At 67.6% G+C, this 25,412-nt stretch carries 22 protein-coding genes, 1 pseudogene and 1 riboswitch; of the genes and pseudogenes, 16 read left to right on the top strand and 7 right to left on the bottom strand.

The features are described 5' to 3' along the window. The first annotated feature begins 51 nt into the window (after positions 1–51). A complete protein-coding gene (locus tag IEY07_RS13230) occupies positions 52–792 on the top strand; it encodes a ComF family protein (protein ID WP_188895861.1) in 741 nt (246 codons plus the stop codon). Here the strand turns inward: IEY07_RS13230 and IEY07_RS13225 are convergent. After that, complete coding sequence (locus IEY07_RS13225; protein ID WP_229670065.1) at positions 779–2,260, bottom strand: MFS transporter; 1,482 nt, start codon at positions 2,258–2,260, stop codon at positions 779–781. The two genes, IEY07_RS13230 and IEY07_RS13225, sit on opposite strands and share 14 nt — an antisense overlap. Positions 2,261–2,524: 264 nt before the next feature. Here IEY07_RS13225 and hpf point away from each other — a divergent pair, with 264 nt between their 5' ends. Continuing rightward, positions 2,525–3,205 carry a ribosome hibernation-promoting factor, HPF/YfiA family gene (gene hpf / locus IEY07_RS24160; protein WP_308422944.1) on the top strand — a complete coding sequence of 227 codons (681 nt, stop codon included), beginning with the start codon at positions 2,525–2,527 and terminating at the stop codon, positions 3,203–3,205. A 54-nt stretch (positions 3,206–3,259) separates the two neighbouring features. Here hpf and IEY07_RS24155 read toward each other — a convergent pair. After that, a pseudogene (locus IEY07_RS24155) lies at positions 3,260–4,054 on the bottom strand (MerR family transcriptional regulator); the annotation flags it as partial. 70 nt (positions 4,055–4,124) lie between these two features. On the opposite strand from IEY07_RS24155, the gene IEY07_RS24150 reads away from it, so the two are divergent. The 8 genes from IEY07_RS24150 (at position 4,125) to IEY07_RS13185 (ending at position 12,105) form a co-directional block, all read left to right on the top strand. Continuing rightward, positions 4,125–5,168, top strand: coding sequence for a GNAT family N-acetyltransferase (locus IEY07_RS24150; protein ID WP_229670064.1), 1,044 nt, complete (start codon positions 4,125–4,127; stop codon positions 5,166–5,168). Positions 5,169–5,179: 11 nt separating this feature from the next. After that, a complete protein-coding gene (locus IEY07_RS13215) occupies positions 5,180–6,436 on the top strand; it encodes a winged helix-turn-helix domain-containing protein (protein WP_229670063.1) in 1,257 nt (418 codons plus the stop codon). A 22-nt stretch (positions 6,437–6,458) separates the two neighbouring features. Next, a complete protein-coding gene (locus IEY07_RS13210) occupies positions 6,459–7,247 on the top strand; it encodes an alpha/beta hydrolase (protein WP_188895858.1) in 789 nt (262 codons plus the stop codon). A gap of 9 nt (positions 7,248–7,256) precedes the next feature. Then, the gene (locus IEY07_RS13205) at positions 7,257–8,384 is read left to right on the top strand and encodes a calcium:cation antiporter (RefSeq protein WP_188895857.1); all 1,128 of its coding nucleotides are present in this window, start codon (positions 7,257–7,259) and stop codon (positions 8,382–8,384) included. Positions 8,385–8,439: 55 nt separating this feature from the next. Then, positions 8,440–8,871, top strand: a complete 432-nt coding sequence (locus IEY07_RS13200; protein WP_188895856.1) for a MarR family winged helix-turn-helix transcriptional regulator — start codon at positions 8,440–8,442, stop codon at positions 8,869–8,871. Then, positions 8,871–10,268 carry an MFS transporter gene (locus IEY07_RS13195; RefSeq protein ID WP_188895855.1) on the top strand — a complete coding sequence of 466 codons (1,398 nt, stop codon included), beginning with the start codon at positions 8,871–8,873 and terminating at the stop codon, positions 10,266–10,268. Before IEY07_RS13200 ends, IEY07_RS13195 begins: the two co-directional genes overlap by 1 nt. Before the next feature lie 66 nt (positions 10,269–10,334). Continuing rightward, positions 10,335–11,066, top strand: coding sequence for an SDR family NAD(P)-dependent oxidoreductase (locus tag IEY07_RS13190; RefSeq protein WP_188895854.1), 732 nt, complete (start codon positions 10,335–10,337; stop codon positions 11,064–11,066). A gap of 61 nt (positions 11,067–11,127) precedes the next feature. Next, positions 11,128–12,105, top strand: coding sequence for an Ldh family oxidoreductase (locus IEY07_RS13185; protein ID WP_188895853.1), 978 nt, complete (start codon positions 11,128–11,130; stop codon positions 12,103–12,105). A gap of 82 nt (positions 12,106–12,187) precedes the next feature. On the opposite strand, the gene IEY07_RS13180 is transcribed toward IEY07_RS13185, so the two are convergent. Further along, positions 12,188–12,922: a hypothetical protein gene (locus IEY07_RS13180; protein ID WP_188895852.1), complete on the bottom strand. Its 735-nt coding sequence runs from the start codon at positions 12,920–12,922 to the stop codon at positions 12,188–12,190. A gap of 134 nt (positions 12,923–13,056) precedes the next feature. On the opposite strand from IEY07_RS13180, the gene secA reads away from it, so the two are divergent. Both secA and IEY07_RS13170 read left to right on the top strand, forming a co-directional pair. Next, a complete protein-coding gene (gene secA, locus IEY07_RS13175) occupies positions 13,057–15,996 on the top strand; it encodes a preprotein translocase subunit SecA (protein WP_188895851.1) in 2,940 nt (979 codons plus the stop codon). A gap of 77 nt (positions 15,997–16,073) precedes the next feature. Next, positions 16,074–17,111, top strand: a complete 1,038-nt coding sequence (locus IEY07_RS13170; protein ID WP_188895850.1) for a Gfo/Idh/MocA family protein — start codon at positions 16,074–16,076, stop codon at positions 17,109–17,111. Between the two features lie 42 nt (positions 17,112–17,153). Here IEY07_RS13170 and rpmG read toward each other — a convergent pair whose 3' ends face one another. Continuing rightward, on the bottom strand, positions 17,154–17,318 hold the full coding sequence (gene rpmG / locus IEY07_RS13165) for a 50S ribosomal protein L33 (RefSeq protein WP_188895849.1): 165 nt from the start codon (positions 17,316–17,318) through the stop codon (positions 17,154–17,156). A gap of 173 nt (positions 17,319–17,491) precedes the next feature. On the opposite strand from rpmG, the gene IEY07_RS13160 reads away from it, so the two are divergent. Then, complete coding sequence (locus IEY07_RS13160) at positions 17,492–18,505, top strand: DUF3048 domain-containing protein (protein ID WP_188895848.1); 1,014 nt, start codon at positions 17,492–17,494, stop codon at positions 18,503–18,505. 22 nt (positions 18,506–18,527) lie between these two features. Here the strand turns inward: IEY07_RS13160 and IEY07_RS13155 are convergent, their stop codons facing one another. After that, entirely contained in the window at positions 18,528–19,103 is a 576-nt protein-coding gene (locus IEY07_RS13155; protein WP_188895847.1) for an Rv3235 family protein, read from the bottom strand. A gap of 174 nt (positions 19,104–19,277) precedes the next feature. On the opposite strand from IEY07_RS13155, the gene IEY07_RS13150 reads away from it, so the two are divergent. Beyond that, complete coding sequence (locus IEY07_RS13150) at positions 19,278–20,033, top strand: polyprenol monophosphomannose synthase (protein ID WP_188895846.1); 756 nt, start codon at positions 19,278–19,280, stop codon at positions 20,031–20,033. A 4-nt stretch (positions 20,034–20,037) separates the two neighbouring features. On the opposite strand, the gene IEY07_RS13145 is transcribed toward IEY07_RS13150, so the two are convergent. Next, positions 20,038–20,532 carry a MarR family winged helix-turn-helix transcriptional regulator gene (locus IEY07_RS13145; protein ID WP_188895845.1) on the bottom strand — a complete coding sequence of 165 codons (495 nt, stop codon included), beginning with the start codon at positions 20,530–20,532 and terminating at the stop codon, positions 20,038–20,040. A gap of 165 nt (positions 20,533–20,697) precedes the next feature. Here IEY07_RS13145 and IEY07_RS13140 point away from each other — a divergent pair, with 165 nt between their 5' ends. Beyond that, positions 20,698–21,579, top strand: coding sequence for a dioxygenase family protein (locus IEY07_RS13140; protein WP_229670062.1), 882 nt, complete (start codon positions 20,698–20,700; stop codon positions 21,577–21,579). 96 nt (positions 21,580–21,675) lie between these two features. After that, positions 21,676–21,931: riboswitch (cobalamin riboswitch) on the top strand. A 41-nt stretch (positions 21,932–21,972) separates the two neighbouring features. Continuing rightward, positions 21,973–24,306: a 5-methyltetrahydropteroyltriglutamate--homocysteine S-methyltransferase gene (gene metE, locus IEY07_RS13135; RefSeq protein ID WP_188895843.1), complete on the top strand. Its 2,334-nt coding sequence runs from the start codon at positions 21,973–21,975 to the stop codon at positions 24,304–24,306. Positions 24,307–24,328: 22 nt separating this feature from the next. Here metE and IEY07_RS13130 read toward each other — a convergent pair whose 3' ends face one another. Beyond that, positions 24,329–25,321 carry a ribonucleotide-diphosphate reductase subunit beta gene (locus tag IEY07_RS13130; RefSeq protein ID WP_188895842.1) on the bottom strand — a complete coding sequence of 331 codons (993 nt, stop codon included), beginning with the start codon at positions 25,319–25,321 and terminating at the stop codon, positions 24,329–24,331. Positions 25,322–25,412 lie beyond the last annotated feature (91 nt).

Genomic DNA, 25,412 nt, shown 5'->3' with positions numbered 1-25,412 from the left:
GCTGCGCCGGTCACGCTGCATCAGGGGCTGGTCGCGCGCCATAGTGGGCCGATGGACCACGGCGGACGAGTCGAGCGTGCGTTCTCGGTTGCCGGCGACCTGTTGCTCGGCGCCGCCTGTCCGGGCTGCGGGCGGGCGGCGGTCGGGCTGTGCCCGGGGTGCCGTGCGTTGTTGGCGGAGCCGGAGCCGTCCGTCACCAGGCCGGAACCGTGTCCGGCCGGATTTCCGCCGACGGTGGCCGGCGGCCCGTACGACGAGCTGCTGCGGAATCTGATCTCGGCCCACAAGGAGCGCCAGGCCTGGCTGTTGACGCCGGCACTGGGCCGGCGGCTGGCCAGATCGCTCGCACCGCTGGTGGACCTGGCCGGGCCCGGACAGGTACGGCTGGTGCCGGTGCCGTCCTCCACAGCGGCCGTACGCTCCCGGGGACGAGACGCGACCGGTGCGATCGCACACGCGGCGGCAGCTCGGCTCAACCGGGAGCGGCGGGGCCACCCGATCCGGGTCGTCCGACTGCTGCGGCCGGTGCGCCGGCTGGCCGACCAGTCCGACCTGACCGAGACCGAACGACACACCAATCTCGCCGGCGCCTATGCCGTGCGCCGGGCCGGGTCCGCCGATGCAGCCGCACGGCTGATTGTCGTGGACGACCTGGTCACCACCGGATCGAGTCTGACCGAGGCCGCCCGGGCGCTCAGCGTCGCGGGACTGGACGTCGTCGGAGCGGCGGTGATCGCGGCGACAGTACGCCACAGCGGCCCGCGGACAGCCGCGCGGCTCAGCGACCGGTAGCGACCTCCGCGCCGGACCTGCGATGCAGTCCGAATCCGCCCTCGAGCACGGGGTAGAGCATGATCACGGCCAGGATGGCGAACGCGATCCGATAAGGGCCCTCGGGGCCGACATGCGGATGGGTGACCGCCAGGATGCCGTCCGCGCCCCGCAACGCCAGGGCGCCGAAGGCGACACCGAGGCCGGCGGCGATCTGGCCGATGGTCGACGACAGGGTGTTGGCCTCCGACATCTGCGGGACCGGGATGTCGGCGAACTGCAGCGAGTTGTAGCCGCTGAAGCCGATCGAGCGGAACATGCCGCTGGCGAAGAGCAGCAGCACCATTACCCAGACCGGCGACTGCGGGGTGAGCATCGCGCAGCCGGCGAAGACGACGCCGCCGAGCAGCGAACTGCCGACCACGATGGTCTTGAAACCGAATCGACGGATCAGCGGGCTGGTGGCGGGCTTGATCAGCACGTTTCCGGCGAACAGCGCCATCACCATCAGGCCCGCCCGGGCCGCGCTCCAGCCGTAGCCGATCTGGAACATCAGGGGCAGCAGGAACGGTGCGGCCGAGATCACCAGCCGGTACACCATGCCGCTGGCGTTGACCACCCGGAATGTCGGTACCCGCATCGCGCCGAGGTCGAGCAGTGGATGCTCCCGGCGTTTCAGGCCGCGCCAGAAGGCGATGCCCAGGACCACGGCCAGCACCAGCAGGGCAGCGGTCAGCAGCCAGTTGGTCGACCGGTCGCCGCCGCCGATCTGCTCCAGGCCGAGCAACAGTGCGGCCAGCGAGCCGCCGCACAACACGAATCCGATCCAGTCCAGCCGGGGCACGGTCGGGACCGGCGGGTCGGTGACCAGGATCCAGGCGGCGATGAAACAGCCGATGCCGATCGGAATGTTGATCAGGAAGATCCAGTGCCAGGATGCGTAGCTGGCCAGCCAGCCGCCCAGCGTCGGCGCGATCACCGGCGCCAGCAGCGCCGGCCAGGTGAGATAGGCGGTGGCCGCCAGCAGATTGCGCTTGGAGGTGTTCCGCAGCACGACCAGCCGTCCGACCGGAACCATCATCGAGCCGCCGATGCCCTGGACGACCCGGACCAGGCACAGCACGGCCAGATTCGGGCTCATCGCACACAACGCCGAGGACAGGGTGAAGATCGCGATCGCGAGCATGAAGACCCGCCGGGCCCCGAAGCGGTCGGTCAGCCAGCCGGAGACCGGGATGCCGACGGCCAGTGTGATCAGGTAGCTGGTCATGGCGGCGTTGATCGCCACCGGCTGGGTGCCGAGGTCGCGGGCGATCGCCGGCGCCGCGGTGGCGATGATGGTGCCGTCCAGGTTCTCCATGAAGAAGGTGATCGCCGCCAGCACCGCCAGCGGCCGGTTCAGGCCGGAGTCGGCACCGGCCCCCGGCGCACCGCCGGAAGCAGGGTCCGGCTGCGCGCCCGACGGCGCGTCCTGGCGGGCTGAGGTCACCCGGCCAGGCTATTGGTCGGCTGTCAGGCTGTTGTCTGCGGGGTCGGGCGATCACCAGGCCATCATCAGGCGATCATCGGGCGATCAGATGCCGAAGAACCCTGGAAAACGGGCCGGGACAGGGCTACCGTCTGGTTATGGCGAAGGAAGCCATCAGGTCGCACACACCACCGGGTGCGCAAGAAGAACGGGCCGCAGCTCCGTACGGAGCGTGCGGCCTTTTGCGTTCTTGGACAGTGGGTAACGCCTGCCTCCCAGAAGATCATGTTCCCCGGCACCCCGGGGACCGTTTGCAGTTGGAGGTTTGACATGGACGTTGTCGTCAAGAGCCGACATTGTGCACTGCCCGAGCAGTTCCGCAGTTACGTGGATGACAAGATCAACAGGCTGGAGAAGCTCAACGGCCGGGTGATCCGCGTCGATGTCGAAGTGTCAGTGGAACACAACAGACGACAACTTGATCATGGAAGCCGGGTGGAGATCACCCTGCACACCAAGGGCCCTGTGGTCCGCGCCGAAGCGGCGGCCGAATCCAAGTCGGCCGCTTTCGACCTTGCCCTGGAGAAGCTGATGGCCCAGTTGCGCAAGGCGGCGGACCGGCGCCGGGTGCACCACGGCGGCCACAAGCCGCGCTCGTTGCAGGAGGCGTCGTCGGCGGTCCCGGCCGACCTCGCCGCGATCAACGGTGCGAACCACGACGGCGTTGAGACCCGCAACATCGCCGGCATGGAGGTCCAGGGCGACGGTCCGCTGGTGGTACGGCAGAAGACCCACCAGGCCGCACCGATGACGCTGTGCGAGGCGCTGGACCAGATGGAACTGGTCGGCCACGACTTCTTCCTGTTCATCGACAAGGAGGTCCAGGCGCCGAGCGTGGTCTACCGCCGCAAGGGTTACGACTACGGCGTGATCCGGCTGGACAACGTCGAGGCCGTCGTCCATTGAGCCGGTGACTCCGGGCTGATCACGCCCGACCGACGGTTGGACGAGCTGAGTCACCCATTCGATCTGCGGCCGATCGCCCGGGGTCAGGTAGACCTCGCGGCAGATGCCGGTCATCTCGTAGCCATTCGCGGGCACCCAGTCCGTCAGCGCGTGCCAGGACTGGTCGATGGTCGACAGGTCGCCGCGGTGGATGGCGATGGCTGCACAGCCGATGTCGGGCAGCGTTCGCACCCGATAGCCTGCACTGGGGCCGATCGCGTCATCGACCACGAGCGCCGCGGTGACCAGCACTGCTGTCGCGTCCCCGGCATCCTGTGCCTCGTAGATGGCGATCGCGGGGCCCGCGTCGGTGATGCCTGCGGCGCCGAGCCCGCGGTCGAGCTGGTCGAACAACGGACCGACCACCGGTCCGATGTGCCGGTTGCCCCAACCGCCGGCGAAGCCTTCCAGATAAGCGATCCGCCGTGCCGGTACCGGTCCGACCTCGACGGCGATCGTGTCCGGCATCGGCTCGCCCTCGGACGCCTTCTGGTACGCGTCCAGCCGGGCGAGCCGCAGCATGTTGTCCTCGACCTGATCGGCCAGCCGGCCGCGGGCGGTCCGCAGCAGCTCCTGTTCGGCCTCGGTCGCGAGCTCGCCGTGCACGATCCGGCTGATGTCGTCCAACCGGATGCCGAAATCGCGCAGCTGCAGGATCCGGTTGAGCACCGGAACCTGGCCGGGGGCGTACGAGCGGTAGTTGGAGTCCGGATCGACCCGGGCCGGCCGGAGCAGGCCGATCTCGTCGTAGTAGCGCAGCAGCCGGACGGTCACCCGCCCCAACGAGGCGAACTCGCCGATGCTCAGCATGGGCCCATCATGGCCGAACCGGTGCGCGTTCGCTCGCTCGTCGGCCGTCGGGCTGCCATCATCGGTGCTCGTGAGCGTGACGATCAGGCCGCTGCGGGCCGGCGACGACGAGGACATCGGTCGATTCCACGATCTCCACGTGGAGACCGAGCGGGGGCGGAGCGCGGACGCCACGGTGCATTCGCTGGCCGAGACCATCGCGGTCTTCCGCCGGCGTGACGGATCGCGATTCTTCAACGGACTGGTCGCCGAGCAGGGCGGTGAGTTGGTCGGCCAGGCGATGATCACCGGTTCGTTGGAGGACAACCTGCGGTTCGCCTACCTGCAGGTGTCGGTGCCGCCCCGCTTCGGCGGTCGCGGCGTCGGCCGCGCTCTGGCCGACGCCATGGAGGCGTTCGGCGTCGAGCGCGGCCGGACCGAGCTGCTCGCACCGATCCATCTGGTCGGGACCGGCGCGGACCGTAGTCGTCGGTTTGCCGAGGCGCGCGGCTACCAGCTGAGTCACACCGAGATCGAGCGGCGACTGTCGTTGCCGCTGGACCCGGAGTTGTTGGACCGGCTCGACGCCTCGACGCTGCCGAAGCGGTCCGGCTATCGGGTCGGCGTCTTCGTCGGACCGATCCCTCAGGCATACGCGGCCGGTTACTGCGAGGTCGCCAATCGGCTGATGATCGACGCGCCGCATGGTGACCTTGAGTTCGAGGCCTCGCGTCGCACGCCGGAATCGCTGGTCCATCAGGAGGACGAGATTTCGGCCAGCGGGCGGACCCGGGTCACGGCGCTCGCGCTGGCACCCGACGACCAGGTGGCCGGCTACTGCTGCTGTGTCATCGGCGCCGAAGGTGACCCGGAGATCAGTCAATGGGGAACGATCGTGCACCCCGACCACCGCGGTCACCGGTTGGGGATGGCGATGAAGGTGGCCGCCTACCGGCGCGCGGAGCAGCTCGCGCCCGGAAAGGAGTTCGTGGTCACCGACAACGCCGAGACCAACCGTTGGATGATCGACATCAACGTCGACCTCGGTTTTCAGCTCCACTCCACCGTCGGCACCTTCGTCAAGACGTTCGCCACGACGTCCGACGGGCCGACGACTGTCGGAGCCGCCGTCTAGGCTCCGGTTCCGTGCGGAAGCAATCACTATCTGCGGCCCAGGCCCGCCGGGTGGCGCTGGCGGCCCAGGGGTTCGCCGGACACAACGCGGGCGGCCGGGGCGGCCAGCGACCGGACCGGGCACCGGGCATGCGCGACATCCAGGCCATGATCAACCGGCTCGCCCAGTTCCAGATCGACACCATCAACATCGTCGCCCGTGCGCACTACCTGCCCGTCTACAGCCGTCTCGGGCCGTACGACCCCGGCTTGCTGGACCGGGCCCTGGCGAAGAATCCGCGCCGGCTCTTCGAGTACTGGGGCCACGCGGCCAGCGTGATCGACATCAACCTGCAACCGGCGCTGCGCTTCCGGATGCAGCAGTACGCGGACCGCGGCGACCATCCGTGGGCATCGGACCGGACCAACCAGGACCTGGACGCCTGGGTGCTGCACCAGATCACCGAGTCCGGCCCGCTGGGACCACGGGAGATCGAGCACATCGATCCCGATCACGTGCCGCGCAAGAAGGAGCACTGGGGATGGAACTGGTCCGACGTGAAGGTCGCCTGCGAACGGCTCTTCAACCGCGGCGTGATCACCCCGGCACGGCGCAACAGTCAGTTCGAGCGGCAGTACGACCTGATCGAGCGGGTGCTGCCGCAGCAGATCCTCGACACACCAACCCCACCGCTGGATGAGGCGATGCGCCAGCTCGTCCGTCGGGCCGCGGCGGCTCTAGGCGTTGCCTCGGAATTCGACCTCCGGGACTACTTCCGGACCAGCCAGCAGCAGACCGTTCCTGCGATCAAGGACCTCGTCGATGCGGGCGAGCTGATCCCAGTCAGCGTCGAGGGTTGGAGCAGCCACGCGTACCTGTGGCACGAGGCGAAGCTGCCGCGGAGCGTCGAGGCGAGGGCACTGGTCAGTCCGTTCGATTCGGTGATGTTCGAGCGGGACCGGCTGGAGCGGCTCTTCGAATTCTTCTACCGGATCGAGATCTACGTGCCCGAGCCGAAGCGGGTGCACGGCTATTACGTCTACCCGTTCATCCTGGGCGATCGGTTCGTCGCCCGAGTCGACCTCAAGGCCGACCGGGCGGCCGGCGTGCTGCGGGTGAACGCGGCCTGGTGTGAGCCGCACGCGGATCCTGAGCAGGTGAGCCCGGAGTTGGCCGCGGAGTTGGCATTGATGGCGGATTGGCTCGGCCTGTCCGGCGTCGTGGTCAACGATCGCGGCGATCTTGCCCGCTCACTGGTCAAAGTCGTGGCGCCGGTGCTCATGCTTTGATTCGTCTGGCAGGCTGACGATCATGGCTCACCTGCGCTGCGACTTCTATTCCGACGCCCTCGGCCTGAGCACCACGATGACGGTGCTCCTGCCGCAACAGACCCGCACCCAGATCGGCATGGCCGGCCATGCCGGCAGTGAACCGCCGCCGGTCCTCTATCTGTTGCACGGCCTCAGCGACGACGACACCATCTGGCTGCGACGGACGTCGGTGGAGCGGTACGCGGCTCCGCTCGGACTGGCGGTGATCATGCCGCAGGTGCATCGCAGCTTCTACAACGACCAGGCGTACGGCGGCGCGTACTGGACGTTCCTGTCCGAGGAGCTGCCGGCACTGGTCTCGGAGTTCTTCCGAGTCTCCGACCGGCCGGAGGACACCTTCGTCGCCGGATTGTCGATGGGCGGCTACGGCGCGATGCGCTGGGCACTGACCTTCCCGGAGAGGTTCGCCGCAGCGGCAACGTTCTCCGGCGCCGTGAACATCGCCGGCATGCGGACCCGGCGGCACCGGCCGGACGATCCGCGGCTCTACGAGCGGATCTTCGGCGACCAGCCGGTGCCGGACTCGTCCGACGTGTTCAAACTGCTCGACGGCGTCGACCATGATCAGATTCCGCAGCTCTATGTGGGGTGTGGCACCGAGGACGCCTTGATCGACGACAACCGCGAGTTCGTCCGGTTGATCAAGGAAGCCGGGCTCGACGTGCAGACCTCCTTCGTGCCGGGGGAGCACGAGTGGGGACTGTGGGACAACGAGATCAGGAACTTCCTGGACGTGCTGCCGCTGCCCGGCCGCGACGGTCTGGGCTGAGGACGATCGATGGCCAGGACCCGCGACCTGCAACTGCTCGGGACACCGGTCTGGGCGATAGCCCTGCCGTTCGTCGGGGTGATCATGCTGATCATCACCTGGGGCCGGGACCTGAACGCGGTGCTGATCGTGTTGGGCGCCGCGGCCCTGGTCGGCGGCATCGTGACCGCCGTACATCACGCCGAGGTGATCGCCCATCGGGTCGGTGAGCCGTTCGGTGCGCTGATCCTCGCCATCGCGGTGACGGTGATCGAGGTGGGGCTGATCGTGACCCTGATGATCTCCGGCGGGGAGAAGGCAGCGAGCCTGCCGCGCGAGACGGTGTTCTCCGCGGTCATGATCACGTGCAATCTGATCATCGGTCTGTGCCTGCTGGTCGGTCCGATCAAGCACTGGACGGTCCGCTTCTCGGCGCAGGGCACGACCGGCGCCTTCGCGGTGCTCGCCGCTCTGGTCAGTCTGTCCCTGGTCCTGCCCGCTGTCACGACCTCGGCGCCCGGGCCGACCTACACCGGCCCGCAGTTGGCCTTCGCCGGTGCGGTGTCGCTGGTGCTCTACGGCGTGTTCGTCTTCGTCCAGACGGTCCGGCACCGCGACTACTTCCTTCCGGTCGAGGTGCTGCAGGAGGCGGACTCGCCGCAGGAGAGCCGCGGCGAACATGATCATGATCCGCCGCCCTCCAACCGGACAACGCTGCTCAGCCTCGGCCTGCTGTTGGTGTGCCTGGTCGCTGTTGTCGGGCTGGCGAAATCCGAGTCGCCGGCCCTCGAGGGCGGCCTGACCGCCGCCGGGGCGCCACACGGCGTGGTCGGTGTTGCGATCGCGCTGATCGTGCTCGCGCCCGAGACCACGGCCGCCGTCCGGGCGGCCCTGCGCAACCGGCTGCAGACCAGCATGAATCTGGCCCTCGGGTCGGCGATGGCCAGCATCGGCCTGACCATCCCGGTGATCGCTGTCGCCTCCATCTGGCTGCCCACACCGCTCGAGCTGGGACTCTCGTCCGCCGACATCGACCTCTTCGCGATCACCGTCGCGGTCGGGATCCTGACCCTGACCCAGGGCAAGGCAACGGTGCTGCAGGGCGTCGTGCACCTGGCGGTCTTCGCGTCGTACCTGTTCATCGCCTTCAACCCGTGACCCAGATCGACAACCAAAGGTTGCAAAGCCAGATTTGCAAATGTAAATTTGCAATATGAGTCAGAACGAGCTGCGCGAGGCCGCGGCCGCCGTCCATGCAGCGGTGAGCCTGTTCCAGCGGCGGGCGCGGGAAAGCAAGTCGTCGGAGTTGAGCCTGCCGGAGCGGGCGGCGCTGTCGCGGTTGGACCGCAACGGCCCGGACACCACCGCCGGGTTGGCCCGCTGGGAGCAGATCAGCCCGCAGGCCATGGGCGTGACAGTGACCGGACTGGAGGCCAAGGGCCTCTTGGGGCGGTCGCCGGACCCCGACGACGGCCGGCGGTCGATCCTGACCATCACCGACAAGGGCATCGATGTCGTCCGTGCGGGGCGCGGGGCACTCACCGACCGGATCGCCATCACGCTCGGGGAGCACTTCAGTGCTGGCGAGATCGAGCAGATTCGCGCCGCAGCACCGCTGATCGAGCGTCTGGCGGGTCTGCTCTGATGTCGGCACATCCGTCCTCGACCAAGATCACCGACGAGCCCTTCTCCTGGCGCTTCACGACGCCGCTGTTCATGGGATCGGCGCTCAACCCGATCAACAGCTCCTTGATCGCGACCGCACTGGTCGCCATCGCCGCCGGCGTCCAGGTCTCTGTCGGGCAGACAGCCGTCCTGGTCTCGGCGCTCTACGTGGCGACCGCGATCGCCCAGCCGACTGCCGGCAAGGCCGCCGAGGTGTTCGGCCCGCGCCGGGTCTTCCTGACCGGCATCCTGCTGGTCCTGGCCGGCGGACTGGTCGGCGGCTTCGCCCCGAATCTGATCATGCTGCTGATCAGCCGGGTGCTGATCGGCCTGGGCACCTCGTGCGCCTATCCGACCGCGATGCTGTTGATCCGCGGCCGGGCCGAGGCCGTAGGCATGGAGAAGCCGCCGGGAGGCGTCCTCGGCGGGCTGCAGATCGCCGGCATCGCGACCGCCTCGCTCGGGCTGCCGATCGGGGGCGTGCTGGTGCAACTGCTGGGCTGGCGGTCGGTGTTCTTCATCAACGTCCCCGTTGCGATCATCGCGCTGATCGCCACCCTGCTGTGGATTCCCCGGGATCAACCGTCCACCAAGCGAAGGGGCGCAGCAGAGGTGGCATCCGCACTCGACCTGACGGGCATCCTCGGCTTCGCGGCGGCCATGACTCTGCTGCTGTTCTTCCTGTCGTCCCTGCCGCAGCTCAACCTCGTCTACCTGGTGGCGACCGTCGTCCTGTGGGTGGCGCTGGTGCTCTGGGAGCGTCGTGCCAGGAATCCGTTCTTCGACGTACGGCTGCTGGCCAGCAATCTCGCCCTGACCCGTACGTACGTCCGGTTCGCGGTGGTGATGTTGTGTGGCTACATCGTCCTGTACGGGATCACCCAGTGGCTGGAAGCCGCCCGCGGAATGTCCGAACTCGACGCCGGGCTGTTGCTGCTGCCGATGACCCTGGTCTCCGGGATCGTCGTGATCCCGATCTCCCGCCGGAATCTGATCAGCCGTCCGCTGCTGCTGTCCGCAGTCGCCTGCATCGTCGCCGGGGTCGCCGTGCTCTTCCTGCACACCGGTGCGTGGCTGGTGCTCACCTTGATCATCACGATCGTGATCGGCATCGCCCAGGGTGCCGGCATCAGCAGCAACCAGACCGCGCTCTACACCGCGGTGTCCCAGGCGCAGCTCGGGACCGCGTCCGGGCTGCTGCGGTCCTTCGGCTACCTGGGCTCGATCGCGTCGTCGGCGGTGATCGGCATCGTCTTCAAGCAGCACGTGACGAACTCCGGTGTCGGCGTGATCGGCTGGGTGATGCTGGCCGTCAGCGTCGTGCTGTTGTTGATCACCGTCCTGGACCGGACCCTGCCACGTTCGGCAAATGCCTGACATGCTGCGGCTACCTGATCCGGAACGGCCTACCGTCCGGGTCGAAAGCACGCCGAGAGGAAGTGGATGAACCAGAAGATCGCGCTCGTCACCGGAGCCGGCCGGGCCAACGGTCTGGGTGTCGCCACCGCTCGTGCGCTGGCCGAACGCGGATTCCATGTGATCGTCACCGCGCGTACGGACACCCAGGCCCAGAAGCAGGCGAACCTGCTGCGTGCCGACGGAAACAGTGCCGAAGGCTGCCGGCTCGACCTCACAGCGACCGAGGAATTCGCTGCGCTCGCCGAACGGATCCGGACCTACCACGGCCGCCTCGACGCGCTCGTCAACAACGCCAGCGTGTTCCCCGACATGAACACCCCGACCGCACTCGACGCGCCGGTCGCCGACATCCGGGCCGCGTTCGAGGTCGACGTGATCGGTCCCTGGGCGCTGACCGTGGCCCTGCGTCCGCTTCTGGAGAGCGCACCCGCAGCTCGCGTCGTCAACATCTCGAGTGGCGCCTACCAGCAGATCACCTGCCTCGCGGATCGACCGGACGACGTCGGTGCGCCGGCGTACTCGTTCGCGAAGTACACGCTGAACCAGCTGACGGTGATGCTCGCGGCGGCGTTCCGCGACACCAGAGTGCTGGTCAACGCGGTCGACCCGGGCCGGGCCGACACCCATCCCGAGCTCGGCAGCGACGAGGAGGACGCGTCGCCTGCGGTGGCCGCAGCCTGGATCGCCGAGGCCGCGACTCTGCCCGAAGGCAACCCGAGCGGCGTGCTCTTCCTCGAAGGCCGGCAGGTCGGCTGACGCGCGCGACGGTCTGCAAGAATCCGGCTGTGCTGATCATGACCCTGACTGGGGCCCACCGATGAACATCCCGCCGGAGACCTACATCCGGGTCGCCGCCGCAGATCTTCAGGACTTCTGCGCTCGGCTCGGCCGTGCCGCGGGCCTGGCCGAATCAAGGGCAGACCTGCTCGCCGGCCTGCTGACTGCCAACGACCTGCGCGGTGTGGTGAGCCATGGGACCCGTCAGCTGGCGACGTACGCCCGGTTGTTCCGGGACGGGCAGCTCAACCCGCGGCCCGAGGTCGAGACGGTCAAGCAGACGCCGACCAGCCTGCTCGTCGACGGCGACGGGGGCCTGGGCTACTTCCCGGCGTACGACGGCACGCTGCAGATCATCGACAAGGCGGAGGAGTCCGGCGTGGCCGTCCTGGTCACCCGCAACCACGGACACTTCGGCGCCGCCGGCCTCTACTCCCGGCTCACGCTGTCCCACGACCTGCTGTGCTTCGTCACCTCCGGCCACCAGTTGCACCTGGATTCCAGCGACCCGGTCTACGCGGCTGCGGGCGGCTCGCCGATGTCGTTCAGTGCGCCGACGGCCGAGGAACCGCCGCTGGTCCTGGACTTCGGAGCGATGCACGACCTCTACACCGAGTCGACCCGGGAGCTGTTGGCCGACGTCGCGCCCGGTCTGGTCCACCGCAGCATCGGGATGGGCATGGTCTGCCAGAGCTGGGGCGGCCTGCTCGCGGGCGTACCGATCGATCCGGCGCGGGCCGTCCGCCAGTGGCCCGGCGCCAACCAGGGCTCCATGGTCATCGCGATGCGCATCGACCTCTTCACGGACCCCGCAGCCTTCAAGGCCGAGATGGACGAATATGCGCGTACGGTCCGGGCCCTGACGCCGGTCCCGGGATCCAGCGGCAGCTATCTGCCGGGTGGCATCGAGGCGACGAAGGAAGCCGCCTACCGTGCCGACGGGATCCCGATCGGCGACGAACACCGCCAGCTGTTGCAGGGCGTCGCGGCCGAGTTCGGCGTCGCCGTTCCCTGGTAGGAGCGTGCAATCTAGCCGCCCAGTGGCTTGATTTCAGCGCTCACCGGCGGTGAGCGCGCACCGGGCGGCAGATGTACTCGCGCTAGACATTCCCGTCGTAGTAGTCGGTCGTCCGCCGATAGCCAGCCGAGGTGAGCAGCTGGGCCCGGCTCAGGTCGTCGGCCCGCTGCGGTACGACCGCGACCGGCGATCCGGCGGCAGCTGCCTGCCGTTCCGCTTCGGCCAGCGACGCCAGCGAGGTAACGGCGCTGAGGATCAGAACCGGGCCGCCCGGGGCGTACACCGGGGGCGCGGGCAGCAGCCGGCCGGTCGTCCCGTCGACCGAGATCTGCTCGGGAGCCGAGCCCGGGGCGGCGGCGGCATCCAGGTCATGGGTCCACCAGGACTCCGCGACGGTCAGCCCGAGCGACTTGGCCAGCCGGTAGCGGCCGAGTTCGTGGACCGGGCAGACGATCCGTACGGACTTCCCGCCTGCCGCGGCCCGGACCAGCGCCGCCCCGTCGGTCGGCCACCGATCGTCGGAGTCGACCAGGAAGTCGTCGATGAGATACCCGTCACCGCGCGGGCCGGCGAAGACGAAGCCGTGATCGGTCCGCAGCGCCACCGTGCCGGCCCTGCCGATCTGGTTGCCCAGGAAGCGGCCGTGCAACTCCCGGGCATCCGGTGCCGGCCGCCAGAAGTGCGGGGCGTGCTCGGCCAGGTCCCGTCGACGCGATTCGACCAGGTCCAGCGCCCAGTCCAGATCGGCCGTTGTCAGCGGACGGGGCACTGGCCCGGGTGCTGATCCGTTCTCCGGTGGTAGCTCCGCATTCGCCATGCCCGGGATGCTGGCACGGCCGGCGGGCCGGGCTGCGAATGGGGGTCGGTTACACCCCATGGCCTAGCATGAATGGCGGACTTTCATGGGTCCTGGAGCTGTGCACGCCGTACTGAGGGAAGAAGAGCAAACTCGTGGCTTTGATGGACAGGATGCTCCGCATCGGCGAGGGCAAGACGCTGAAGAAGCTCAAGTCGGTCGCCAACCGGGTCAATGACATCGAAGAGGACTTCGTCGCGATGAGCGATGAGGAGCTCCGGGCCCAGACCGACGACTTCAAGAAGCGGTACGAGAACGGCGAGACCCTCGACGAGCTGATGTTCGAGGCGTTCGCGACCGTCCGCGAGGCGACCAAGCGGGTGCTCGGCAAGCGCCACTACGACGTCCAGATCATGGGCGGCGCGGCACTGCACTGGAACAACATCGCCGAGATGAAGACCGGTGAGGGCAAGACCCAGGTCGCATTGCTGCCGGCCTACCTCAACGCCATCACCGGCCGCGGCGTGCACGTGGTCACCGTCAACGACTACCTGGCCAAGTACCAGTCGGAGCAGATGGGCCGGGTGTATCACTTCCTCGGGCTGCGCACCGGCGTGATCCTGTCCGAGATGACCCCCGACGAGCGCCGGGACGCCTACGCGGCCGACGTCACGTACGGCACCAACAACGAATTCGGCTTCGACTACCTGCGCGACAACATGGCCCTCACCCTCGAGGACTGCGTGCAGCGCGAGTATTACTACGCCATCGTCGACGAGGTCGACTCGATCCTGATCGACGAGGCCCGGACCCCGCTGATCATTTCCGGTCCGGCCGAGGACAACCAGCGCTGGTATCCGACCTTCGCCCAGATCGTCAACAAGATGAAGCGCGACGTCGACTACGAGGTCGACGAGAAGAAGCGCACCGTCGCGGTGCTCGAGGCCGGCATCGACAAGGTCGAGGACCGGTTGGGTATCGACAACCTCTACGAGTCGGCCAACACGCCGCTGATCCAGTACCTGAACAACGCCATCAAGGCCAAGGAACTGTTCAAGCGGGACAAGGATTATGTGGTCACGCCCGAGCAGGAGGTCGTGATCGTCGACGAGCACACCGGCCGTACGCTCGCGGGCCGTCGCTACAACGAGGGCCTGCACCAGGCGATCGAGGCCAAGGAGCGCGTGGAGATCAAGGACGAGTACCAGACACTCGCCACGATCACCCTGCAGAACTTCTTCCGGATGTACTCCAAGCTCGCCGGCATGACCGGCACGGCGATGACCGAGGCTCCGGAATTCCAGAAGATCTATGGCGTCGGCGTGATCCCGATCCCCACCAACGAGCCGATGATCCGGGTCGATCAGCGGGACGTGATCTACCGCACCGAAGAGGTCAAGTTCAACGCGATCATCGACGACGTCGTCGAGCGCCACGAGGCCGGCCAGCCGGTGCTGATCGGCACCGCGTCGGTGGAGAAGAGCGAGATCCTCTCCGCTATGTTGAAGAGGGCCGGTGTCCCGCACCAGGTGCTGAATGCCAAGCAGCACGAGCGTGAGGCGGCGATCGTTGCGATGGCCGGCCGCAAGGGCGCGGTCACGGTGGCCACCAACATGGCCGGCCGTGGTACCGACATCATGCTCGGCGGCAACCCGGAATTCCTTGCTGACAAGGCTTTGCAGGACAAGGGCATCGATCCCGTCACCGATCCGGAGACGTACGAGGCCGAGTATCCCAAGATGCTGGAGAAATTCGAGGCACAGACCGCTTCGGAGCACGACGAGGTCACCGAGCTCGGCGGCCTGTACGTGATCGGCTCGGAGCGGCACGAATCCCGGCGGATCGACAACCAGCTGCGTGGTCGTTCCGGGCGTCAGGGCGACCCGGGGGAGAGCAAGTTCTACCTGTCCCTCGAGGACGACCTGATGCGGCTCTTCAAGTCCGACATCGTCGAGTGGGTGTTGAACGCGCTCCGGCTGCCTGATGATCATCCGATCGAGAACAAGCGGGTCAGCTCCTCGATCGCCAGCGCCCAGGAGCAGGTCGAGGCGCAGAACTTCGACATCCGCAAGAACATCCTCAAGTACGACGACGTGATGAACCGGCAGCGGCACCGGATCTACGGTGATCGCCGCCGGGTGCTCGAAGGCGCCGACGTGTCGGAGCAGCTGCGGGAGACGGTCGACGGGGTCGTCCAGCAGTACGTGATCGCCGGCACCACCGGATTCGCCGAGGACTGGGACCTCGAGCAGCTCTGGACCCAGATGAAGACGCTGTACCCGGTCTCCCTCAAGCGTGCCGATTACGAGGACGAAGATGATCTTGACCGGGACGAGCTGATCGCCGACTTCCAGGAGGATGCCCGCCGGGCCTACGACGCCCGGGAGCAGGAGCTCGGGTCGGACGTGATGCGCGAGCTCGAGCGCCAGGTGATGCTGACCGTCCTGGATCGCAAGTGGCGCGAGCACCTCTACGAGATGGACTACCTGCGCGAAGGCATCGGCCTGCGTGCGATGGCCCAGAAGGATCCGCTGGTCGAATACCAGCGCGAGGGTGGCGAGATGTACGCCCAGATGATGGAGGCGTTCAAGGAGGAGGTCGTCGGCTACCTCTACCACTTGGAGGTCGAGGTGCAGCGCGGTCCGGCGGTCGGCGTGGTCGCCGGCGCGGACGGGCAACCGGTCGAGGTCGGTGCCGGCGCGCGCAGCGGATCAGGTGGTAGTGGATCGGGTCGCAACGGATCGGGAGGCGACGGCGGCAGCGGCAACATGCGGCCGCTCGCCCAGCGCCGCGCCCCGGTGATCGAGTCCGGCCCGGATCCCGACGGTCCCGGCGTCGAGGTCAGCACCCACGAGGAGCCTGACCCGGAGACGTCGTCCCGCCCGCAGATCTCCGGCAAGGGGCTGGCCTCGGCCAACGGACGGTCCAGGCAACAGCAGCAGTTGGCGTACAAGTCGTCCAACGGTCAGAGCAAATCCGGCGCCGCCACCAGGTCCAACGACCCGTACGCGAATGTGGGACGCAACCAGCCGTGCCCGTGCGGTTCGGGCAAGAAGTTCAAGATGTGCCACGGGGCCGGCGCCAACCTGGCCTGAGCCGACCGGAAGGCCGGGCCCGCTGCGCCGGGTCCGGCCGCCATGCGAGGATGATCAACGTTCAACGATGATCTTCGATGGAGGGCACGTCAGTGGTACGCATTGTGCAGGTCGGTCTCGGGGGCTTCGGCCGCAACTGGGCCCAGGAGATGATTCCCCAGGTCCCACAGGTCGAGGTGGTCGGACGTGCCGACATCTCGCCGGACTCCCGGCAGGCGGCCATCGCCGCCGGGATCGCTGATCCGAAGGCGACCTACGAGACGGCCGAAGAGGCGATCGCCGCCACCGACCCCGACGCCGTGCTGGTCACCGCAAGCCTGGTCGGCCACGTACCGGCCGTCCGGGCAGCACTCGACGCCGGCAAGCACGTGATGGTCGAGAAACCGTTCGCGCCCACTGTCGCCGAGGGCGCGGAACTGGTCGACCTGGCCGCATCCAAGGGGGTCGTGCTGGCGGTCAGCCAGAACTACCGGTTCTTCCCGGCGCCCCAGGTCGTCCGCAAGCTGGTCGCCGAGGGCAAGCTGGGCGCTCTGCACGCCGTCGAACTGGATTTCCGCCGATTCTCCGGGGCCAACGGCGTCCGCGGGCCGCATCACTTCCTGGCCGAGCCGCTGCTGGTGGACATGTCGATCCACCATTTCGACCTGATGCGCGTGATTCTGGGACGCAACCCGACCAGGATCAGCTGCCAGACCTGGGATCCCGAGTGGTCGCTGTTCACCGGTCCGTCCGAGGGGACGGCCTTGATCGACTTCGACGATGTGACACTGAGTTACCGCGGCAGCTGGGTCAGCCACGGCGACCCGACGCCGTGGTCTGGGCAGTGGCGGATGGACTTCGAGAACGGCGAGATCGCCTGGACCAGCCGCGGCGACGGGCGGGACGGCTGGAAGGCCGACGAGGTCTGGATCCGGCGCGGCAACCAGCGGACGAAGCTGGTGCTGCCGAAGGTCGAGCGGACCGATCGGGCCGGCACCCTGACCGAGTTCGTGACGGCGGTCGCCGAGGGCAGGCAGCCGGACAACTCGGGACAGGACAATCTCTCCACGCTGGCGCTCACCTACGCCGCCGTTGAGTCGGCGGCCGGCGGCGGCGAGCCGGTCAAGATCGGCTGACCCGCCACCGCCCGGGCGGCGCCGAGCGAGGGCCGGCGAGGACTAGCGGTCCTCGCGGAATTCGACGTGCCGCCCGGCCTTCGGGTCGTACTTGCGCAGCACCAGCCGGTCGGGGTCGTTGCGCCGGTTCTTCCGGGTCAGGTACGTCGTGCCGGTCTTGGCCGTCGACCGCAGTCTGACCACCGGGCGTTGTGTGGTGCGAGCCATCGTGACTCCCTTCCCGGTCCGCGGACCGGAGCGCTGTTGACGAACTACTCGGCAGTGATAATCGTTTTCATGACTGCGAAAATTCCCGCCACCGGCCGTCGCCCTCGGACCGACCGGCCCCGAGGGCGTGTCTGATTGCACGACAGGTCGGTCCGGCGGTTAGGGTCACCCGCGTGACAGCACGCGAACTCAAGACGCGGCGCCTGCGGGTCGCCGCCATCGGGATGGGCATCGTGCTCTGCCTGACCGCGGCCGGCTGCAAGGGACACGACAACGCCGGGCAGTCGCCCGCACCGAAGCCGACGACGCCGTCGCCATCGGCGACCTCGGCCACACCGGCGCCCTCGCCGAAGTCGAAGCCGGCTGCCTACGATCCGCTCAGTGGCGGCAAGAAGGTCGACGGGCCGGTGATCGGCGTAAAGATCGACAACGTCCAGGCCGCCCGACCCCAATCCGGGCTCTATCAGGCCGACATGGTCGTCGCCGAGCGGGTGGAGGGCAATCTCACCCGCTTGTTGGCCATCTATCACACCCAATGGCCCAAGCGCGTCGGTCCGGTGCGCAGCGCACGGAACACCGACGTCGACCTGCTGCCGATGTTCAGCAAGCACCCCGGACTGGTCTACTCCGGCGCCAACCGCAAGGTGCAGAAGCAGCTCCAGAACTCACCGATCCGCACCCTCGAGCGCAGCGATCGTGACTACTCCCGGCCGGCCCCGCACAACGTCTTCGTCGATCTCGACCAGATCCGGAAGCAGTCCGGAATCGGCACAGAGCAGTCGATCGGATTCGCGTTCGGCAAGAGCTCGCAGTGGAATTCGGCCGCCGGCGCGCCTTCGGTGAAGATTCCGATCGGAGTCGACACGTTCGGATTCAGTTATGCCGGCAACCACTACCGCGGCACCTGGAACGGGCAGGCCCAGACCGACCAGAACGGCACCCCGGTCACCATCGACAACATCGTCGACCTGAAGGTGAACTACTACAAGGACACCAAGACGACGTCTCATCTGTCCTACGTCGCTGACACGGTCGGCAAGGGCACCGTGGTCGTCTACTCCCACGGCCGCAAGATCACCGGGACCTGGCAGCGCAGCTCGACGACAGGCCCGATGACCCTCAAGACCTCCAGCGGCAAGTCGATCGTGCTGGCCCCTGGTCACACCTGGCTGATGCTCCAGGGCTGAGGGCCCCGGCCACCGGACGGATTCATCGGATCGTCGGACGGGTCTCCACCGCCGTACAGGACCACCGGTCGGTGCGCGCCTCCAATCGGAAGGCCAGCGCCGACACACCGGATCCGGACTCGATGAACAGCGCCACCGCCTCGACGATCCCCGGCGCGCAGCGCTGCAGGTGCACCGATTGCAGCACCGGCGGCGTACGGCTGCGGGTGCGCGGGGTCGGGTGGGCCGACAGTTGCGCCAGTGCCGGGTCGGTGAGCCAGCGGTTGAGTTGCGCCCTCGGCCTGGCGCCGCGTAACGCCTCGGCCAGACCGACGGCGAGGCTGACCGACCACGGCCCGGGATCGGGCAGTCCGGCGGCCAGCGGTCCGGCCCAGCTGTCGCCGAATCGGACGATCCGGACGGTGCCCGCCCGGGTCAGTCGGCCGGTGAGCTGATCGGAGGTCCGATCGTCCTCGGCCGACCACGGCAACGGCGGCTGGTCGGTCGGGATCGGGCGGCGGATCCGGACGCCCGGCCACCGCTCGGCTGCCGGTGCCGAGATCGGAACCGGACGGAGCCGTACCATTGCTCGGCCGACGATTCCCTGCTGGGCTGTCATGACAGACAACTCTCACCCAGGCAGCCGGCGGAAGGGGACCGATGCCAGCCCGTAGGCCGATATCTGTGGATAGCGGTAGAAGAATGCCGCAGCCGCGTGCCGGGTTTTTCCAACCGGGCCGGCACCTGTAACGATGAACCTTCGACTGCGCCGGTCCGGATTGAGGAGAACTGAGTGAACGTGCCGCCCGCCCCGCGTGTCGTGGTGGTCACCCCGACATACAACGAGCGCGAGAATCTGCCGATCCTGGCAGACCTGCTGGCCGGAGTCGGTATCGCGAATCTGCAGCTGCTGGTCGTCGACGACAACTCGCCTGACGGGACCGGTCTGGTGGCCGACGAGCTGGCAGCCCGGTCCCCCGACCAGGTCGCGGTGTTGCACCGGACCGAGAAGGACGGACTCGGCCGCGCTTATGTCGCCGGTATCTCCCGCGCCCTGGCCGAGGGCGCCGATGTGGTGGTCCAGATAGATGCCGATCTGTCCCACCCGGCAGCCGTGATACCCGAGATGCTGCGATTGCTGCAGACCACCGACGCGGGGGTCGTGATCGGCTCCCGCTACATCGCCGGGGGGTCGGCGGCAGGCGAGTGGGCCTGGCACCGCAGGCTGCTCTCGGCCTGGGCCAATGCCTATGTCAACACGATCCTGCGGCTGCATGTGAAGGATGCGACCGCCGGCTTCAAGGCCTGGCGCGCCGAAACTCTGCGGGCGATCGAGGTGTCCTCGATCCGCAGCAACGGCTACGCGTTCCAGGTCGAGATGAACTATCGGACCGTCCGCGCCGGTATCCGCATCGTCGAGACGCCGATCCGGTTCGAGGAGCGCAACGAGGGCAGTTCCAAAATGACGCTGGGCGTCCAGATCGAATCGGCGCTGATGCCGTGGCGGCTCCTTCTCGGCCACCGGCGCCGCCCTGCTCTGCCCGGCTGACGGGTCACTCCGGCGGGTCGTCTTCAGCTGGATCAGCAGGGGTGAGGCTGTCGCGCAAGGCCCGCAATCCGCGTTCCAGTGCGGCGACCTCGTCCGGCTCGAGCCGTACGGTGAAGACGTCGATCAGGTCGCGTACGTGGACCTCGATCACCCGCTGCAGCTCGAGCCGACCGGTCTCGGTGACCTCGGCGAAGACCACCCTGCGGTCGGCGGTGCCAGGCACTCGCCGGACCAATCCGTCCCGCTCGAGCCGCTCCATCATCCGGGTTGCCCCGCCCGTGGTGATCGTCAGCTGCCGGCTCAGTGCCGACATCCGCAACCGGCCGCCGGGGGACCGGGAGAGCCGGAGCAGCACTTCGAAGGCGTCCGTTGCGATGCCCGCCGATCGGAGGGTGCTGTTGATCCGGGCCAGCAGCGCCGACTCGGCCTCGATCAGCAGCCCGGTCAGGGTGATCAGCGGGTGGTTGATGTCGCAGCCGGCCGGCTCTTCGTCGGTCACGGAGCACCATCTTGCCAGTTCTGTCGTCCCGATCCCGTCAGCCGGGCCCGGGTCGCCGGCCTTCGGGATACGATCTCGCGCCGGTCGATGCACGGGTAGAATGTCTGACGAGTCAGGCAATATCTGCTCCGTCTCAGGGGAGCGGCCGTCCGTGAGGTGATGGGATTGGGTTCGATCTTCCAACCGGAGATTCCGGCAGGAGCGTACGACGCCTTCGCCGGACCGGCACGGAAGCGTGCTGCGGCGCGCCAACCCTGGACACCGACGGACGGCCGGATGCCGGCACTGTTCATCAGCCACGGCGCACCGCCCCTGCTCGACGATGCCGACTGGCTGCACCGGCTCTTCGAGTGGGCGCAGCGGCTGCCGCAACCGTTCGCGATTCTGATTGGCAGTGCACATTGGGAATCCGCGCCCCTGGCGCTGTCCAGTCCGGCGGCCTCGACCACCCCGGTCTACGACTTCGGAGGATTCGCCCCGCGCTACTACACGCTGCGCTATGACACGCCTGACGCGACCGCCCTGGCCAGCCTCGTACGCTCCGTGCTCCCTGCCGGCCAGCAACCCCACGAACACCTGGACCGCGGTCTTGATCATGGGGCATGGGTGCCGCTGATGGCGATGTATCCCAATGCCGACGTGCCGGTCCTGCAGTTGAGCCTGCCGACCGAGGATCCGGCTACTCTGCTGGAGCTGGGACGTCGGCTGCAGACGCTTCGTGATCATGGCGTGTTGATCATCGGATCCGGATTCATGACCCACGGACTGCCCTTCCTGACCCAGAAGATCATCCTCGGCGAAGAGCTGCCGAGCTGGTCGCAGGAATTCGACCACTGGGCGACCGAGGCGCTGGGACGCGGTGACGTCGAGACACTGTGCGACTACCGCTCGACGGCGCCCGGGATGCCGTACGCACACCCGTCAGTTGATCATTTCATCCCGCTGTTCATCACCCTCGGCGCCGCAAGCCACTCCGACGCCAGGATCACTCCGGTGATCGACGGCTACTGGATGGGACTGGCCAGGACGTCCTTCGAGGTCGCCTGAGCAGCCGACCCGCATGATCGAACAGCGTGGTGGAAGAACGCGCCGCAGAGGTGGCCACAGCGCGGAAAGTGGACCGCCGGTCGCTGGTGAATTAGTAAGGTCGATGGTGCAGCAGGTTCACCCGGTCGCTTGAGGGCGGTCGCGGTGAGGCAACAGGGAACCCGGTGAGAATCCGGGACTGCCCCGCAGCGGTAAGCGGAAACGACCGCCGTCCTGTCCCAGCGTCCGTCATCGGTCGCCGGGCAGATCAGCACTGGGTCCAAGACCTGGGAAGCGACGGCCACTAGGTGGGCCGGCATTCGTGCCGGCCGGGTCCGCGAGTCCGAATACCTGCCCGCTGTGCGGTCCGCGAGTGCGGGCCGGACCACGAATGGGACTCGCGAAGGAGAGACCATGACCGTACTGAATGCTGCCCGGCCGAGCACCGGCCGCACCGGGTCCACCGTCGCCGGCTATCCGCGGCAGGGCGCGAACCGGGAATTGAAGAAAGCGACCGAGGGCTACTGGGCCTGCCGGATGGGTGCCGCCGGGCTGCTCGACACGTGCCGGCAGCTGCGGCTGTCGCGATGGGCCGAGTTGGCGGCTGCCGGGCTCGATGAACTGCCCAGCAACGATTTCTCGCTCTACGACCATGTCCTGGACACCAGCTGGCTGCTCGGTGCCATACCCGAACGCCACCGAGCCGCGGTACCGGACGTGTCGACCGCCGGCAGCCGGCTGGACCGCTACTTCGCGATGGCCCGCGGAACTGCGTCGGCCGAGCCGTTGGAGATGACCAAATGGTTCGACACGAACTACCACTACCTGGTGCCGGAGCTGGCACCGGACACCGTATTCGATCTTGACCCGACCAAACCGCTGACGGAGTTCGCCGAGGCACTGGCGGCCGGCTGGCGAACCCGCCCTGTCATCGTCGGACCGATCAGCTACCTGCTGCTGGCCAAGCCGACCGCCGATGCGCCAGAGGGTTTCCGACCGATCGACCTGTTGGACAAGATCATTCCGCTGTACGGCCGACTGCTGACCCTGCTCGCCGAGGCCGGAGCGGACTGGGTCCAATTCGACGAGCCGTCATTGGTTCTCGACCAACCGCAGAAGATTCTGGAGCTTGTCGGGAACGCCTATCGGACGCTGGCGGCGGTCGAGGATCGGCCGAAGATCATCATCGCGTCCTACTTCGACCGGCTGGGCGAGGCACTGCCGGTGCTGGCCGGGCTGCCGGTGGAGGGCCTGGCGGTCGACGTCACCGGACCGGCGGCGGCCAACCGTGATGATCTTGTGCGGCTCGGTGGGCTGCCGGGCAAGCGGCTGATCGCCGGTGTCGTGGACGGACGCAACATCTGGGCCGGTGATCTTGATGCCACCCTGTCGATCCTCGAGGAGTTGGCCGGGCTGGCCGATCAGGTCGACGTCGGCACGTCCTGCTCGTTACTGCACGTGCCCCTCGACGTCGCATTGGAGCGCGACCTCGATCCGGCTTTCGACGGCTGGTTCGCCTTCGCCCGACAGAAGATCACCGAGGTGACGACCCTGCGCCGCGGCCTGGTCGGCGGCCGTCCCGCGATCGCCGCTGAGCTGTCCCGCAACGCCGCCCACCGCACAGCCCGGGCGGCGTCACCCATCGTCGGAGTGCCTGCCGTCCGCAACCGGGTCGCGGCGATCGTCGACGATGACTGCCGCCGGTCCTCGGGCTATTCCCAACGTCGTCCGGCGCAACGCGAAAGGCTGCGGCTGCCGGAGCTTCCGACCACCACCATCGGCTCTTTCCCGCAGACCAGCGCACTCCGGCGCGCCCGGGCCGCGTTGCGTCGCCGGGAGATCAGCACCGAACAGTACGACGAGGCGATGCGGAGCGAGATCGCCGAGGTGGTCGCCGAACAGGAGCGGCTGGGACTCGACGTGCTGGTGCACGGCGAGCCCGAGCGCAACGACATGGTGCAGTACTTCGCCGAACAGCTCGACGGTTTCCTTTCCACCCAGCAGGGTTGGGTGCAGTCCTACGGGACCCGCTACGTGCGCCCGCCGATCATCGTCGGCGACGTCTGGAGACCGGCGCCGATGACGGTCGGGTGGGCGACGTACGCCCAGAGCCTGACCGACAGACCGGTGAAGGGAATGCTGACCGGTCCGGTGACCATGCTGGCCTGGTCGTTCGTCCGCGATGACCAGCCTCAGTCCGACACCGCCGCCCAGGTTGCGCTTGCTCTGCGCGACGAGGTGGCTGATCTTGAGGCTGCGGGCATCGCGGTGATTCAGGTCGACGAGCCCGCGCTCCGAGAAACTCTTCCGTTGCGACGTTCGGGCCGGGCAGAGTACCTGGACTGGGCCGTCCGTGCCTTCCTGCTGACAACTGCAGGGGTCGATGACCGGACCCAGGTCCACACCCATATGTGCTACGCCGAATTCGGCGACGTCCTGGATGCGATCATCGCCATGGACGCGGACGTGATCAGCCTCGAGGCAGCGCGGTCCAAGATGGCGATCGTCGCCGATCTTGCCCGGGCCGGCTATCCCAACGAAGTCGGCCCGGGAGTCTGGGACATCCACTCGCCCCGGGTGCCGCCGACCGAGGAGATCATTGATCACCTGCGCGCCGCGACGGCCTCTTTCGGCGGCCGGATCTGGGTCAATCCGGACTGCGGGCTCAAGACCCGCGACTACCCGGAGGTCAGGGAGAGCCTGGCCAATCTGGTCGCGGCCGCCCACGAGGTCCGTACGACCCTTTGAACGATCCCCGAGCAACCAAGGATCAGTGGGCGCGGGCGTCGACCTCGTAAGAGGTGTTGGTCGACTCGAAGAAGTTGACCAACTGCAGGGTGTCGTTGGCGGCGGCCATCCACTTGGCCGGGTTGGCCACCCCGTAGGCAGGCTCGAAGCCGAGCTCCTCGAGCCGGCGATCGGCCATGTATCTCACGTACTGATTGACGTAGTCGGCATTCATCCCGAGAATGCCGCGCGGCAACAGATCACGGTTGTAGGTGGTCTCCATCTCGACCGCGCCCAAGATCATCTCCCGGATCTCGTCGGCGAATTCGGGGGTCTGCAGATCCTCGTTCTCGTCCAGTACGGTCAGGATCAGGTTGATCCCGAATTTCAGGTGCAGGCTTTCGTCCCGGACGATCCAGTCGATCAAGGAGCCGAAGTTGCGCAGCAGGTTCCGCTGTCGGAAGCTCAGCGCCACCATGAAGCCGGAGTAGAACCAGATCCCTTCCAGGATGACGTTGTAGGCCACCAGGTTGCGGACGAAGTCCCGCTTGCCTTCGGTCGTGGAGATGTCCAACGACTCCTCGGCCATCCGCTTGATGTACTTGACCTCGAAGGCCTCCTTGGCCGCCATGGAGGCCACGTTCACATGCGATTCGTAGGCCGCCGCTCGGTCGATGGGGAAGGTCTCCAGGACGTATTCGAAGGCCATACAGTGGTTGGCCTCCTCCCACATCTGCTTGGCCAGGTAGAGATGGCACTCGGCGGCGTTCAGATAGGGGTAGACACCGAACGCGAGCGACTTGTTGACCAGGAGCTCGTTCGGGTTGAAGTAGCTCATCAGATGGGTGAGCGCGTGGCGTTCTTCATCGGTCATCCGGTTGAAATCGCCCAGATCCTCGCCGAGCTGGATCTCGTGCGGGAACCAGGTGTTGGCCACCGCCTGGTTGTAGAGCTCGTACGCCCATTGGTACTTGACCGGCTTGAGCAGCAGGCCCTCACTGATCCCGGTGCCCAGAATTCCTTGCGTATCAGTCATGTCGTCCTCTCGCGAGGGGTCACAAAATCCCTCATCTGTGCGGTGTGTCGTCGACGGCTTCTCGGCTCGGGATCAGCGGCACGACGACACG

The sequence above is a fragment of the Microlunatus endophyticus genome, from assembly GCF_014646195.1.
Taxonomy (GTDB): Bacteria; Actinomycetota; Actinomycetes; order Propionibacteriales; family Propionibacteriaceae; genus Microlunatus; species Microlunatus endophyticus.
Note: the sequence above shows the minus strand (reverse complement) of the source record. Positions and strands in the feature narration are given on the sequence as shown.

What these genes read in the sequence shown, in the direction of transcription:
- IEY07_RS13230 (WP_188895861.1), top strand. Translation starts at nt 52, where the DNA reads ATGGACCACGGCGGACGAGTCGAGCGTGCGTTCTCGGTTGCCGGCGAC.
- hpf (WP_308422944.1), top strand. Translation starts at nt 2,525, where the DNA reads ATGTTCCCCGGCACCCCGGGGACCGTTTGCAGTTGGAGGTTTGACATG.
- IEY07_RS13210 (WP_188895858.1), top strand. Translation starts at nt 6,459, where the DNA reads ATGGCTCACCTGCGCTGCGACTTCTATTCCGACGCCCTCGGCCTGAGC.
- IEY07_RS13205 (WP_188895857.1), top strand. Translation starts at nt 7,257, where the DNA reads ATGGCCAGGACCCGCGACCTGCAACTGCTCGGGACACCGGTCTGGGCG.
- IEY07_RS13200 (WP_188895856.1), top strand. Translation starts at nt 8,440, where the DNA reads ATGAGTCAGAACGAGCTGCGCGAGGCCGCGGCCGCCGTCCATGCAGCG.
- IEY07_RS13195 (WP_188895855.1), top strand. Translation starts at nt 8,871, where the DNA reads ATGTCGGCACATCCGTCCTCGACCAAGATCACCGACGAGCCCTTCTCC.
- IEY07_RS13190 (WP_188895854.1), top strand. Translation starts at nt 10,335, where the DNA reads ATGAACCAGAAGATCGCGCTCGTCACCGGAGCCGGCCGGGCCAACGGT.
- IEY07_RS13185 (WP_188895853.1), top strand. Translation starts at nt 11,128, where the DNA reads ATGAACATCCCGCCGGAGACCTACATCCGGGTCGCCGCCGCAGATCTT.
- IEY07_RS13180 (WP_188895852.1), bottom strand. Translation starts at nt 12,922, where the DNA reads ATGGCGAATGCGGAGCTACCACCGGAGAACGGATCAGCACCCGGGCCA.
- IEY07_RS13170 (WP_188895850.1), top strand. Translation starts at nt 16,074, where the DNA reads ATGGAGGGCACGTCAGTGGTACGCATTGTGCAGGTCGGTCTCGGGGGC.
- rpmG (WP_188895849.1), bottom strand. Translation starts at nt 17,318, where the DNA reads ATGGCTCGCACCACACAACGCCCGGTGGTCAGACTGCGGTCGACGGCC.
- IEY07_RS13155 (WP_188895847.1), bottom strand. Translation starts at nt 19,103, where the DNA reads ATGACAGCCCAGCAGGGAATCGTCGGCCGAGCAATGGTACGGCTCCGT.
- metE (WP_188895843.1), top strand. Translation starts at nt 21,973, where the DNA reads ATGACCGTACTGAATGCTGCCCGGCCGAGCACCGGCCGCACCGGGTCC.
- IEY07_RS13130 (WP_188895842.1), bottom strand. Translation starts at nt 25,321, where the DNA reads ATGACTGATACGCAAGGAATTCTGGGCACCGGGATCAGTGAGGGCCTG.